13 protein-coding genes are annotated in these 12,747 nt (G+C 69.0%); 4 read left to right on the forward strand and 9 right to left on the reverse strand.

Features of this window, described 5'->3' with window-relative positions; genetic code table 11:
• Positions 1 to 81 precede the first annotated feature (81 nt).
• From ACTWLT_RS19170 to ACTWLT_RS19185, 4 genes are read right to left on the reverse strand one after another with little or no spacing between them, the layout of a single operon-like run.
• A complete protein-coding gene (locus tag ACTWLT_RS19170) occupies positions 82 to 474 on the reverse strand; it encodes a universal stress protein (protein WP_445319572.1) in 393 nt (130 codons plus the stop codon).
• Positions 471 to 1,973 carry a tripartite tricarboxylate transporter permease gene (locus ACTWLT_RS19175; protein WP_445319573.1) on the reverse strand — a complete coding sequence of 501 codons (1,503 nt, stop codon included), beginning with the start codon at positions 1,971 to 1,973 and terminating at the stop codon, positions 471 to 473. Before ACTWLT_RS19175 ends, ACTWLT_RS19170 begins: the two co-directional genes overlap by 4 nt.
• Complete coding sequence (locus ACTWLT_RS19180; RefSeq protein ID WP_445319574.1) at positions 1,973 to 2,698, reverse strand: tripartite tricarboxylate transporter TctB family protein; 726 nt, start codon at positions 2,696 to 2,698, stop codon at positions 1,973 to 1,975. Before ACTWLT_RS19180 ends, ACTWLT_RS19175 begins: the two co-directional genes overlap by 1 nt.
• Before the next feature lie 5 nt (positions 2,699 to 2,703).
• Positions 2,704 to 3,711, reverse strand: a complete 1,008-nt coding sequence (locus tag ACTWLT_RS19185) for a Bug family tripartite tricarboxylate transporter substrate binding protein (protein ID WP_445319575.1) — start codon at positions 3,709 to 3,711, stop codon at positions 2,704 to 2,706.
• 99 nt (positions 3,712 to 3,810) lie between these two features.
• Here ACTWLT_RS19185 and ACTWLT_RS19190 point away from each other — a divergent pair, with 99 nt between their 5' ends.
• Both ACTWLT_RS19190 and ACTWLT_RS19195 read left to right on the forward strand, forming a co-directional pair.
• Positions 3,811 to 5,478: a sensor histidine kinase gene (locus ACTWLT_RS19190; RefSeq protein WP_445319576.1), complete on the forward strand. Its 1,668-nt coding sequence runs from the start codon at positions 3,811 to 3,813 to the stop codon at positions 5,476 to 5,478.
• Complete coding sequence (locus tag ACTWLT_RS19195) at positions 5,475 to 6,146, forward strand: response regulator (protein ID WP_445319577.1); 672 nt, start codon at positions 5,475 to 5,477, stop codon at positions 6,144 to 6,146. The genes ACTWLT_RS19190 and ACTWLT_RS19195 overlap by 4 nt, the downstream gene beginning before the upstream one ends.
• Positions 6,147 to 6,634: 488 nt before the next feature.
• On the opposite strand, the gene ACTWLT_RS19200 is transcribed toward ACTWLT_RS19195, so the two are convergent.
• The 5 genes from ACTWLT_RS19200 to ACTWLT_RS19220 all read right to left on the reverse strand — a co-directional run bounded on the left by ACTWLT_RS19200 (position 6,635) and on the right by ACTWLT_RS19220 (position 11,763).
• Positions 6,635 to 7,354 carry a GAF and ANTAR domain-containing protein gene (locus ACTWLT_RS19200; RefSeq protein ID WP_445319641.1) on the reverse strand — a complete coding sequence of 240 codons (720 nt, stop codon included), beginning with the start codon at positions 7,352 to 7,354 and terminating at the stop codon, positions 6,635 to 6,637.
• Between the two features lie 1,505 nt (positions 7,355 to 8,859).
• A complete protein-coding gene (locus ACTWLT_RS19205; RefSeq protein WP_445319578.1) occupies positions 8,860 to 10,089 on the reverse strand; it encodes a hypothetical protein in 1,230 nt (409 codons plus the stop codon).
• 92 nt (positions 10,090 to 10,181) lie between these two features.
• A complete protein-coding gene (locus ACTWLT_RS19210; protein WP_445319579.1) occupies positions 10,182 to 10,325 on the reverse strand; it encodes a hypothetical protein in 144 nt (47 codons plus the stop codon).
• A 129-nt stretch (positions 10,326 to 10,454) separates the two neighbouring features.
• The gene (locus tag ACTWLT_RS19215) at positions 10,455 to 10,943 is read right to left on the reverse strand and encodes a hypothetical protein (protein WP_445319580.1); all 489 of its coding nucleotides are present in this window, start codon (positions 10,941 to 10,943) and stop codon (positions 10,455 to 10,457) included.
• Positions 10,944 to 11,229: 286 nt separating this feature from the next.
• Positions 11,230 to 11,763 (reverse strand): hypothetical protein, encoded by a 534-nt coding sequence (locus tag ACTWLT_RS19220; RefSeq protein ID WP_445319581.1) that lies wholly within the window; start codon positions 11,761 to 11,763, stop codon positions 11,230 to 11,232.
• On the opposite strand from ACTWLT_RS19220, the gene ACTWLT_RS19225 reads away from it, so the two are divergent.
• A complete protein-coding gene (locus tag ACTWLT_RS19225; RefSeq protein WP_445319582.1) occupies positions 11,756 to 11,929 on the forward strand; it encodes a hypothetical protein in 174 nt (57 codons plus the stop codon). The genes ACTWLT_RS19220 and ACTWLT_RS19225 overlap by 8 nt on opposite strands.
• A gap of 84 nt (positions 11,930 to 12,013) precedes the next feature.
• Positions 12,014 to 12,547: a hypothetical protein gene (locus ACTWLT_RS19230; protein WP_445319583.1), complete on the forward strand. Its 534-nt coding sequence runs from the start codon at positions 12,014 to 12,016 to the stop codon at positions 12,545 to 12,547.
• The last annotated feature ends 200 nt before the right edge of the window (positions 12,548 to 12,747 follow it).

The following is a 12,747-nucleotide window of genomic DNA, read 5'->3' on the forward strand; positions in this document are numbered from 1 at the left end:
TCGCAGGCTGGCACGGGGACTCCCTTCCGCTCCGGCTGGTTCAGGAAGGTGCGCCCCTGGGGACGGCAGGAAACGTCACACTCAGTTGATCTTGACGGCGAGCACCGGGCAGCGGGCGCCGAGCAGGATCTCCTGCGCGGTGGAGCCCATGATGAGCTTGCCCACCGGCGTCCGGTGCCGGATCCCGATCACCACCAGCGACACGTCCTCGGACTCGGCCAACTCGACGATCTCCTCGGCCGCGCCACGGCCCCGCACCAACTGCCGGACGGTGTGCCGCACACCCAGCCCGGTCAGCTCCCGGCGGACACGTTCGAGGTCGTGGTCCTGAGCGAACCGCGGGTCGACGTGCGCGTCTCCGCGCGAGGTGTTGACAACGAACACCGGCTCATCGCGGAACCGGGCCTGCTCAACCGCCGCGCACAGGACCGCCTCGCCCAACGCCGACGGCACGTACCCCACCAGCACGGTCATCCGGTCACCAACCTTTCCCGAAGCGGTCGTACGAGGAACCGGCTGAGCAGCGGCCAGAGCAGCACGACCAGCACGGTGGCGTAGATCAGCCAGGACACCCAGCCACCGAGCAAACCGGAGAGGTCGCCACCGGCGAGCTGCAGCGCCCGCCGGCCCTGAAGTTCCGCCCGAGGGCCAAGGATCACCCCGACGATCAGCGGCAGGATCGGCAGCCCGAAGCGCCGCATCCCGAACCCGATCAGGCCGAGGGTGAGCAACAGGAAAAGGTCGAACGGCTGGGCGTTGACGGCGTACGCGCCCATCGAGGCGAAGAAGATGATCCCGGCGTAGAGGTACGGGCGCGGGATCCGCAGCAGCCGGGCCCAGGCGGGCGCGAGGGGCAGGTTGAGCACGAGCAGCAGCAGGTTGCCGACGAAGAGGCTGGCGATCAGCGTCCAGACCATTGCGGACTCCCGCTCGAAGAGCAGCGGGCCGGGCTGGATGCCGTACTGCTGGAAGGCAGCCAGCATGACCGCGGCGGTGGCGTTGGTCGGCAGGCCGATCGCCAGCATGGGTACCAGCGTCCCGGCAGCGGAGGCGTTGTTGGCCGCCTCCGGCCCGGCGACACCCTCGATCGCGCCCTTGCCGAACTCCTCCGGGTGCTTCGACAGCTTCTTTTCGGTCGCGTACGACAGGAAGGTCGGGATCTCCGCCCCGCCCGCCGGCAGCGCCCCGAACGGGAACCCGTACGCGGTGCCGCGCAGCCAGGGCTTCCAGGACCGCTTCCAGTCCTGCCGGCCCATCCAGGGTTGGCCCACTGGGATCACCTCTGCGGCCTTGCGCCGCAGGTGCGCGGCGATCCAGAGTGCCTCGCCGACGGCGAAGATGCCCACCGCGACCACCACCACGTCGATGCCGTCGGCGAGTTGCGGGATGCCGAAGGTGAGCCGCTGCTGGCCGGTTTGGTCGATCCCGATCACGCCGATGGCCAGGCCGATCAGCAGCGAGGCGAAGCCGCGCACCCGGGAGGCGCCGAGCACCGCGGTCACCGCCACGAATGAGAGCAGCATCAGCGCGAAATAGTCCGGCGCGCCGAGACTGATCGCGAATGCCACCACGGGCGGGGTGACCACGACCAGCAGGAGGGTGGCGATGGTGCCGGCTACGAAGGAGCCGATCGCGGCGGTGGCCAGCGCCTGCGCGGCCCGACCCGCCTTCGCCATCTTGTTGCCCTCGATCGCGGTCACCACGGAGGACGACTCACCGGGGGTGTTCAGCAGGATCGAGGTGGTCGAGCCGCCGTACATGCCGCCGTAGAAGATGCCGGCGAACATGATGAACGCCTGCGTCGGCTCCATCCCGTAGGTGACCGGCAGCAGCAGCGCCACCGTCATCGCCGGGCCGATGCCGGGCAGCACACCGACGGCGGTGCCGATGGTCACGCCGAGCAGCGCGATCAGCAGGTTCATCGGGGTCAGCACATTGGCGAACCCGTCGAGCAGGTGGCCGAAATTGTCCATCAGAGGATTCCTTGCAGGACGCCGGCGGGCAGGTTGACGCCCAGCCCGATGGCGAACGTGTAGAAGGTGATCAGCGACAGGGCGACGGCGATCAGCAGGTTGCGGATGTGATGCCGGTTGCCCAGCGCGAACGCCGAACCCCAGAACAGCAGGGTGCCGCTGATCACCCAGCCGAGTCGGTCGATCAGCACCGCGTTGACCAGAAAAGCCCCGATCAGCAGGAGAACCGTCCGCCAGTCGATCGGGCTGCTCAGGTCGACGTCCTCGCCGGCCTCCGGCTCACCCGCGCCGCCGCGGGCCACGTCCACTGCGTAGATCGCGGCGACCACCAGCAACAGCGCACCGAGCAGGATCGGCACTGGCTTCGGCCCGATCGGGTCGGCGCTGTTGATCGCGTGCCCGATCCGCATCGCGTCGACGATGACCAGTGCGCCGACCACGGCGAGGAACGCACAGACGCCGTATTGCGCCCGGTCCGGCTTCGCGGTCCGGGTCACGCCGGCGAGGGCGTCCGCAACCGACGGCCGGTCGTCGGCCGCTGTTGGTCGCGCCACCGTGGATAGGTCCGGCGTACGCTCCGCGGTCGTCTCGGCTTCCGTCGTGGGGGGCACCGGATGGGCCCCCGCGGTCGGCTGTGCCGGGATCGGTGGTACGACGGGAGCGCTCGCCTCCGGCGCCGCCGGGCGGTGCGGCGGGTCGCCGCCCCGGTCCGGTCGGGTCGTCATGCCGGTCACGCCAGCCCAAGCTGCTTGAGCAGGTCGGCCACGGACGTGTCCTGCTCGGCGAGGAAGGTAGCGAAGGCGTCACCGGTCACGAAGGCGTCGCTCCAGCCCCGCTTGGCGAGCTCGGCCTTCCACTCCTCGGATTCGTGCATCTTCGTCAGCGCGTCGATCCAGACCTTCTTGTCGCCGTCACTGATGCCGGGCGGGGCGACGATGCCGCGCCAGTTCGTGAAGACCAGGTCGATCCCGGATGCCTTGAGGGTCGGCACATCCTTGAGCGCCTCGATGGGCTGCTCGCTGGTCACCGCGAGGACCCGGAGCTGTCCCGCCTCGACCTGGTCGAGGAACTCGCCGAAGCCGCTGGCGCCGAAGGCCACCTTGCCGCCGAGTACCGCCGGCAGCAGTTCGCCGCCGCCGTCGTAGGAGACGAAGTTGACCTGGCGCGGGTCGATGCCGACCGTCTTGGCGAGCTGCATGGGCAGCAGGTGGTCCGGGCCGCCTGGCGAGGAGCCGCCGCCGACGGCGATCTTCTTCGGGTCCTTCTTCCAGGCGGCGACCAGATCGCCGATCGTCTTGTACGGCGAATCCTTCGGCACCACGATGGCACCGGCTTCCTCGATCATCTTGGCCAGCGGGGTCGTCTGGGTGAGCGTCGCAGACGACTTGGAGGTGTAGGAGGCACCGACCACGCCTAACCCCATCTGCATGGCGAGCTTGCCGTTGCCCTTCTCGTTCACCATCCGCTGGAGGCCAACGGTGCCGCCCGCGCCGGGCAGGTTGAACACCTGCACGCCGGTGGCGATCTTCGCGTCCTCCATCACCTTGGCGGCGGTGCGGGCTGTGGTGTCGTACCCGCCGCCGGGGGTGTTCGGCACCATGATCCGCAGGCCGGCGACCGGCTTGCCGTCGTCGCCGGCCCCGCCCTCGTTCTGTCCGGCGGTGGCGCCGCAGGCGCCCAGCGCCAGCGCCGTCGCGGCGGCGACGCCCATGACCAGCACGTTTCTCCGAGTTGCCATCATGTTTCTCTTCCGTTTCGAAGGAGTCCGGCGGCAAGATGATGGCTTCCGGGTGAACTCCGTGTCTGCCTTCTGTCACCAGTGGAAATTGAGGTCTTTGTGGTCGCGATCACTTCCCGCCGCCGCACCCTGGCCGGGCAGCTGCTGGTCCTCCAGCTCGCGATCATCGTCGTGGTGCTGCTGGCCGTGGCCGCCGTGTCCCTGGCTCAGTCGGCGGCGACCTTCAACCGGGTGGAGGGCCGCCGCGTCGCAGCCCTCGGCGAGCAGCTCGCCGGCAACCGGCTGCTGCGCGACCGCCTCACCCAGCCGGCCCCGGGAGAGACGATCGCGCCGCTGGTGCAGAACGTGCTGACCCAGGCCGGCGTGACCACGGTCAGCGTCGCCGACGCCCGCGGCCGGGTGGTCAGCTCCACTAACCCCACCCTGGTGGGCGCCGCCGTAGTGCTGGGCGATCCCCGAGTGACCGACGGCCGTAGCTGGTTCGGCGAGCTGGAGGTCGGCGGATCGCGGGAACTGGTGGCCCAGGTTCCGGTTCTCGGCGACCGCAAGGAAAACCTCGGCCGCTATCTCGGTGCCGTGATGATCGGTGAGGCCTCGCCGACGTGGTCGCAGCGTATGGTCGGCGCCTCCTCGTACCTCCTCACCTATCTCGGCATCGCCAGCGCTCTTGGGGTGGTTGGGTCCTGGCTGCTGGCCCGGCGGATCAAGCGGCAGACCCTGGGCCTGGAGCCGCGGGAGATTGCCGGGCTGGCCGAGCACCGGGAGGCGCTGCTGCACGGCATCGCCGAAGGCGTCATCGCGCTGGACCCGCAACTGCGGGTCACCCTGGTGAACGCCGTCGGGCGCCGGCTGCTCGACCTGCCCGAGCACTGCCTCGGGCTCAGCCTCGCCGACCTGCGCATCTCCGGCCGGCTGCGGGACGTGCTGGCCGGCGCCGGCGAGGGTCCGGAGGCCCGTGACAAGGTTGTCGTCCGTGCCGGCCGAGTGCTGGTCATGAACCGGATGACGGTCAACAAGGACGGTCGCCGGCTCGGTTCGGTGACCACGCTGCGGGACCGCACCGAGCTGGCCCGGCTGGAACGGGAGATCGGGTCATTTCGCAGCACCGCGGAGCTGCTCCGCGCGCAGACTCACGAGTTCGCCAATCAGCTGCACACCATCTCCGGGCTGATCCAGATCGGCGAACACGACGAGGTGGTCCGGTACGTGGACGCGCTGAGCCGGCACCGGGCGTCGCTCGACCTGACGGTGACCAGGCGGATCCACGACACCGCGATCGCCGCGCTGTTGATGGCGAAGTCTGCGGTGGCCGCCGAGCGTCGGGTGGAGCTGCGGGTCTCCGAACGGACGAGCCTGGACCGGATGGAGCCGGAGGTCACCGCGGACGTCGCCACGGTGCTGGGCAACCTGGTCGACAACGCCGTGGATGCCGTCGCCGCCGGCCGGGACTCCGGCCCGGCCGGCGGCGGCACCGGTGCGGCGGATGGCCCGGCCTGGGTGGAGGTTGAGCTGCGCCAGGACGCCTCGTCCGTGGAGATCATCGTGCGGGACTCGGGACCGGGGATCGCCCCGGAGCTGGCCCAGGAAGTCTTCACCCAGGGCTTCACCACGAAGGCGGCGCAGGGCGGCGAGCGCGGCATTGGGCTGGCGCTCACTCGGCTGGTCTGCAACCGGCGCGGCGGGGAGATCGCGGTGACGAATACCGAGGAGGGCGCGATGTTCACCGCACGGATGTCGGTGGCCACCATGCTGGAGGGAGTTCGTTGATCGGCGTCCTGGTCGTCGACGATGACTTCATGGTGGCCCGGATTCACCGGGGGTTCGTCGAGCGGCTCGACGGGTTCCGGGTCGTCGGCACCGCAGGCACCGGCGAACAGGCCGTCGCCGCGGTCGACGAGTTCGGGCCCGACCTGGTGCTTCTCGACCTCTACCTGCCGGACATGTTTGGCCTCGACGTGGTGACCAGGCTGCGTGCCGCCCGGCACGACTGCGACATCCTGGTGATCAGCGCCGCCCGGGAGGCCGAGACGGTCCGCCGGGCTGTCCGCTACGGCGCGGTCAACTATCTGCTCAAGCCCTTCGGGTTCGACGAGCTGCGTACCCGGCTGGAGCAGTACGCAGCGCGGCGAAACTCGCTTCGTGCGGCGGTGGTCAGCGACCAGGCCGACGTCGACCGGGTGCTGTCCCGAGGCGGCTCGCACGTCACCCCCACCCTGCCGCGGGGTCTCAGCATCGAGACCGCAGAGCTGGTGGAACGCGCACTCCGGGAGAACTCCGGCAGCCTCTCGGCAGCCGAATGCGCGAATCAGGTGGGAATCTCCCGGGTCAGCGCCCGGCGCTACCTAGAGCACTTCTCAACTACCGGCCGGGCGGCTGTTACTCTGCGCTACGGGGCGGCCGGCCGGCCGGAACGCCGTTACAGCTGGGTCGGCTGACGGCTGTTTCGGCCATGCTCCGGGCTCCGCGATATCGGGCCAGGGGACTGTGAGTCGTACCGGCCCACCGCCAGTGGTTGGCTGGTCGAGCCGACGGCGGCGCAGGTATGGCTGCTGCCCGTACTGGAATGGGGTGGCTTGGCCCTAGTGTCGGTGGTCGGCATCGGATGGCTGCTGCTGGAGTGGCAGGCCGGACGCGGCGGGCGTCGTCGGCCGGACTCGGTTACCTGTCGGCACCCCGAGCGTTCTGGCTGGCCGCCTACCTAGCCGCTCATGGTGCCGGAGAGGGGTGGCTCGGCCGCCTCATACGGCCAGGCGCGTTGCCGGTGGTGCCTGGACGGTTCTGGCGGCATAGCCTGGCGAGAGGCCGGGGTGCGGTTCGCGACAAGTGTCCTGGCCAGGCCCTGGTCGGTAAGAAGATCCCGTCCGGGGCCGCCCCGCAGAGCAGGGGGAGCAGAGGGATCGCTGGCTGTGACAGCGTCGGTGCATCACCGTTGACGAGGTGCCGGCTCATGGCTTCCGGTCGATGCGGCGCGGGCGACGAGGGCAGTGGCGACGTCGCGCAGCTTGCGGTTGGAGCTCTGGGAGATCTTCGCCAGGATCGCGAAGGCCTCGTCGGCGGTGCAGCGCCGCTCGCCCATGATGATGCCCTTGGCCTGTTCGATCACCGCGCGGCTCTTCATCGCGGTCTGCATGTGCTGCGCCAGGGTGACCTGGGTGTCGTACAGGTGGGCATTGGTCATGGCGACGGCGGCGTAGTCGGCGAAGTTCTCCGCGAGGGTCACCGACTCGTCACCGAAGGCGTCGGGTCGGGTGGCGTAGATGTTGAGCGCTCCCGTGACGTACTCGTGCATGGGCAGGCCGATCGACAGGGAACTGCCAGCGCCGGCGGTCCGGGCCTGACCGGCCCAGGTCGGCCAGCGACTTTCCGCTGCCATGTCCGGCACGCGCACGGTCATGGTGGCCGCTGCCGCCATGAGGCATGGCCCGTCGCCCTGCGTGTACTGCGCTTCGTCGAGGGTGAGGGCGAGGGTGCCGGTGAACGCCGCGGTGTGCGCCCCACCGGATCCGACCAGCGTGACAGAAGCTTCGTCTGCACCCGGAACGGTCCGGGTGGCCACAGCGGCCACCCGGAACAGGACACCGCTGAAATCGGTCTCATTGAACTTGATCCGGCCCAACTCCGCGAATGCGGCGACAGGCAGCATGGGGTCGGTGTCGGTCACGGCTGGTGTCTCTCACGAGGGCACGTCACAGACGCGACAGAGGGCGCCCGGGCATGCGGATCACTGCAGGGCCCAGAGAGAAACCCACGAACTGCGCCGCTTCATGACGCCGGACTGCCGACACCGCCCAGGCATCGGCCACAGATGAGCAGCGTACCCTCCCACATCGAGCTGGCGATACTGGGGAAGCCTCGGCGTCCGGGGCTCGCCGCATTCGGCCTACTTCCGGCTGAACATCGGCGTCGGAATCTCTCCTTAGGATCGCTGGGCGGCGTCTGAGCGACCCGGCGGCGGACCCGCCCTCGCGGTGCCACATCGCAGATAGCCAGGCGTAGCCCGTTGAGCATCAACCCGAGGGTGTGGTCCAGGTGCGTTCCGCGCTGATTGGCATGAGCGGGCAGTGCCCGCTGCGCCCGACGCGAAACCGGCCTCGACCGCGCTGTGGACGTAGCCTCGACCGCGCTGGGGACGTACCCGTCGCCGACCCGTCCTCAGCTGCGGTGGTTGGCGCGCAGCCCCGTGCTCCTGGACTGGGGGAGCCGGAAGCGTGCGCTGGAAGACCGCTTGGCGTGGCTGCGGCAGACCACGGGACGGCCCCACGCCGGTCAGCGTGGCGATCATGTGTCGTCCCGGCGGCGGTCAGCCGGCGCGATCATCCCCGGATGCTCCGGCCGCCCCGGTCGACGCTCATTGCGACCGCGCCCGTGGATCAGTCAGATCGACGTTGGCCATCTTGACCGCGACCGGTCACCGGCGTCGTCCTCACCGAGATAGACGACCCCTTGCCCACCCGCGCCCAGCCGGCCGACCAGCCGATACGGGCCGGCGGTGACCGGGTCGTGCGTCCACGGTTTCGCCAACCCTGGCACCGGTGTGCCGGCCAGCTCTGACATCCGACTCCATCAGTGTCGTGCCCGGCCACCGGCGGCGCAGGACACGGCCATCGTGCCATGTCCGCCGAGGGTGACCGAGGACGTTCGACCATGGGTTGAGGTCGAAGAACAGCCATTCGCAGGGGACGTGACGCCCGCGTCGTCGTCGGTGCGGCTCGGGGGCGTCTAAAGCTTTGCGAGCCTCAGAATCCTGCGGAGGGTGATCGGCAATGGTGGGGCAAGCGTTCGTGTCGCCCCACCGATACGAACCCCGTGCCTGCGGTAGGCGGGCCGGGATGGGCAGGCGCACGTCGTTCTCTTGGGTGACGGTAGGTCCCATGGCGGCTGCGGGGTGCGCGGGATTCTGGCGTCGGTCTGTCGGCCTGTCCCCGTTTACCCCCCGAAACCCCCGCCTGTAGTTGAGAACCAGTGACAAGAAGCGATCATCGATAGGCGTTTCTGGGCAGCTCAGCGCCTACTTCTGTCAGTCAATGACAAGGTCGGGATGGCTGCGGTCGGTAACAAGGGGTTTTGACAAGTAATGACAAGCCCTGAACGAGGCTCGACATGAGGTTCTCGTGAGTTCAAATCACCTCGGTCCACCGAGCTGTCTGGTTAGACGCCTGCGAGGGTGAGGAGCCGATCCATTTCGGATACCGGCAGTGTCGGTGCCGCGGCCGTTGCCTGCGCTACCTGATCGTTCAGATCCGCGAGCAGGGCGCGACGCATGTGGACCGGTAGGTTCGGATGCCCGGCGACTGCGTGGCGAACCAAGCTGTCGGGGTCGGTGGCCAGAGGTTCGGCCAGCTCGGCGGGCAGGTCCAGATCTCGGGGTGCCAGGCATCGCATCCGTGGATCCGGGTCGGTGGCCAGCCGGCGCAGGGTCTGTGGCGGGAAGGTGAACTCGTCGGCCGGTCGCCAGTTCGTTTTCTTGTCCGGCTGGAACTCACGGTCGATTCGTTCGGCCGTGGCCAGGTCGACCAGGTGTGGGGCGTGTGTGGCCATGGTCGTACGGACGCCGCTGTCGTCGTCGTTGAGTAGCCGGATGACCGCGTCGGCCGGCAGCGCCCGGCTCCGTGCCGCAGAGCGACGGAAACAGACGTATGGCGAGGACACGTAGGGCAGCGGGTCGGCGGTGACCCAGTCGAGCCGCAGGTACCGCAGCTCGGCGACGGCCATGTGGTCTTCGACTTGCAGCAGCGCATCGTCGTCTAGATCGGCGTTGAGCAGGTCGGTCAGCGGGCGCTCGCCCTGCTGGATGTCCTCATAGATACAGTGGCGTGCCGGCTCGGGCGTGTCCCGGCGGCCGGAGACTCCGACGCGTACGTGCGCGCTGGGATTGTCGGTGAGCCGGTCCCGTACTGGTGGGGGGAGCTGCGGGTGTTCGGCGACCCAGCGGCGAACCTGGTAGTCGGGGTCACCGGCCAGCCGTGCGGCCAGTTCCGAGGTCAAGAGCGCGTGGCGTACGGGTGCGGCGCGGGTAACCGGGTCGGCGAACAGTCCCGCCACGAGGTCGGGCGGCGGCACAGGATGCGGCGACCGGGCGTAGTAGGTGGAGCATGCAGCTGCGCGAACCTCGTCGACGGGGTCGGTGAGGAGGACCCGCCGGACCGCCTCGGGTGCCGGCGTCCACCACCGTGCGAGCGTGGCCCGGGCCTGCGGGTCAGGATCGCCGGCGAGCCGGGCCAGCAGATCGGCCGGTACGTCGTCGCGTTCGGCAAGGTACTCCCGCACCCGTGTGTCCGGATCGTCGATGAGTCGCTCGTACAACTCGCGGGGTGCGTCACGGGCACCCACATCCAGGGCAGCCCGGACGTCGGGGTCGGCGTGGGCGGCCAATCGCATCCGGATGGCGTTCGGCACCCGAGGGTTGAGTGCGAGCGAGTGCAGCAGCCAGCGATGACCCGAGGCGAGGATCCCCTCGATCAGGTCCAGGGTCAGGTCGGCGCGCGTGGCGACGTGCCGAAGCCGCGCCGGTAGCGCACCAAGCGGCGGACCAAGCCGGCGGGTAGCGCCGGGTTCGCGGCAAGGCCGTCGAGCACCTTCGACAGGTGGACCGGTGTCGGCGCGTTGTCAGCCACCTGCCGCCCCTCCCCGAATCCGTTGCGCCTCAGGGAGTCTTGCATGTTCATCGCAGGCGGTACCGCCCCGGTTGATTGGCCAGCGCGGGAGTTGGGTAGACGCGGCCAGTACTCCATCGACTCGCCTGATCAGTCCGTTATCCAGTGCCACAGCGGCTCTCCACCGTCCGCGGACAGCGTGATAAACGCGGCCAGCCGGTAGGAGAATGGGTGTGCCACAAAACCGCGTAGTTTCTTCAAGTCATGTTCGCGACCGCGCGCACCCTCCTTTTTGACCTCGACCACAAGCAGGTTGTGTTCAGCCGATGAGCCCGATCGGCGGTGAAGGATCAGGTCGGGATAGACGTCATTCTCGGAATGCCCATCGAGTCCGCGGAGCCGCTTCTTCAACCACTCGACATCCCCGGGATGCCATCTGTCGTACTCGACGTCCACCGACCACCCCGCCGAGTTTGCATCGCACGCCCATGCCTCGACGCGGGTGGCCAGGCGCCGGGCGATGTGGAAGACGACCGACCGCTCGTGGGCCCGCTCCTGAAATAGCTGGCGTTCACCCTCGTAGGCGTCCTCAACAGCAGAGTGCAGCCAGGAACGCACGAGGGCCTCATCGGGTTGCATCCAACGCTCCCAGCTTGTCCTAGACGCGCGCATAGAGGCGATGTCGTAAGGGGTTAACAGGATCTCGGGCCGGAGTGTACTGACGGAGGCTGAGTTCCGGCTGCACACAGCCGCCCTCGGCCTGCCGTCGGTCTTCGTCCGGTGGGAGGGTGGCGGGACGCCGGGATTCGCCGAGTGCCAGGATGCGGCGTTCGCCCAGGGGGTGGCCGACGTCGAGGAACGGCGGCAGCCGAGCGTTCTGTCGCTGCTTGCGCACCGGATCCGTGCGACCCCAGACTGCCGCTGTTCAGGTCAGCTGGCGGTCGATCTCGTGGTCGCGGCCGCTGCGCAGGGTGGCGGTGTGCCGGTGGACCTCATTGATGGCGAAGAACTCCCACTGGCGGCACTTCGGGCACAGTTCGGCGCCGGCGGTCGGCCACAGTTCGATCGCCGCTGCGTTGGAGGGGCCGTTGACGTAGACGCGGTGCGGGGTGACCGGGCCGGAGAGCAGGCGTTCGAACGGCTCCCAGTCGGGGTGGCTGCCGCGCAGCCGCCGGCCGATCAGGCGAAAGCCGGCGCCGGTGTACTCGCAGCGGTCGACCAGGTCGTACTGAAGTTGGGCGAGCCAGCTGGCGGACTCGAGGGTGAGCTGGACGACCGGCTCGATCTGGGCGATCTCCTCCTCCAGCTCGTGGGCGGGCTGGACGCCGAAGGAGTGCCCGGAGTCGTTGCGGAACTTGAGGGCTTGGGTGAGCCGGGTGTGGGTGCTGTTCTCGTCGAGGATGCTGTCGAGTTCGGTAAGCTCGGGCACAGGGCCGGGCGTGCGCAGGTCCTTGATCATCCAGTTCCAGGGTGCCCCAGGTGGCGCTGCGCTCGAATTTGCGGCGCAGCTCGGCCGACATCCGGTTGTCGTTGCGGCCGACCAGCACGGCAAGAGCAAGATTCCCGATCGTGCGGGCTACCGACTCACCCAATCTGAGCAGCGCTTCCTTGCGCTGGGCGGGTGAGGCGGCGATCCGATAGTGGCGGGCCAGGGCGGCGATGGGGAACGGGTACGCGTACTCGGCGCGCCAGAACGGGTCCTCCAGCGGTTGCAGCAGTTCCGTGGTGAGGGCCGCCTCGGCGAGCGAGACGCTGACCGCGCGCCGGGTCTTGGCCAGGTCGGCGCGGGTGCCCTCGAACACGTTGGGCAGGATGCCGGCGGTGATCCGGGCGAGGTCAGCGCGGGACCGGCGGAGGTCCTCAAGGTGGTCGCTGAACGTCTCGTCGTTGAGGATCTCGGCTGGCACCGGCAGATCGGTGAGTGGGTGGAGGCGGTGGTCGTACCCGGCGTTATGTGGGGAGTTGAGGAACTCGCACAGCGCGCGGCCGGTGCGGCGCAGTGGCCGGAGCACGAACATGCGGGTGAAGGCCTCGCCGAACCCGGGCGGCAGCAGGTGCCAGTCGCCGGGGCCGCCGCCGACGTCGCCGGCGGCGCACGGGGTGAGCGGCGACTTGGTTACGACGGTGTCGAGATCACGATCCCGTTGAGCACCCGCCGGTCATCGACCCGAGGCCGACCACCGGTCACCGCCGACGGCAGATACCTCGACAGCGCTTCCCACTCGACGTCAGACAATTCGTAGCGACGACCCACGCGCTACATCATCCGACACCAAGATCCTTTGAAGACACTGCCTAGCGGCGGGTAAGTCCTGCGATGAAATGGCGATCCACCGCGTCAACGTTCCGCGTTTAGAGCCGCGCAGATAGGCGGGTGGGACACTCGGGCAGTGAGGAGCACGGTCTCCGTGATCAAGGAGTTGCGACGCTCTGTGATCACTGG

The sequence above is a fragment of the Micromonospora yongxingensis genome, assembly GCF_052601155.1.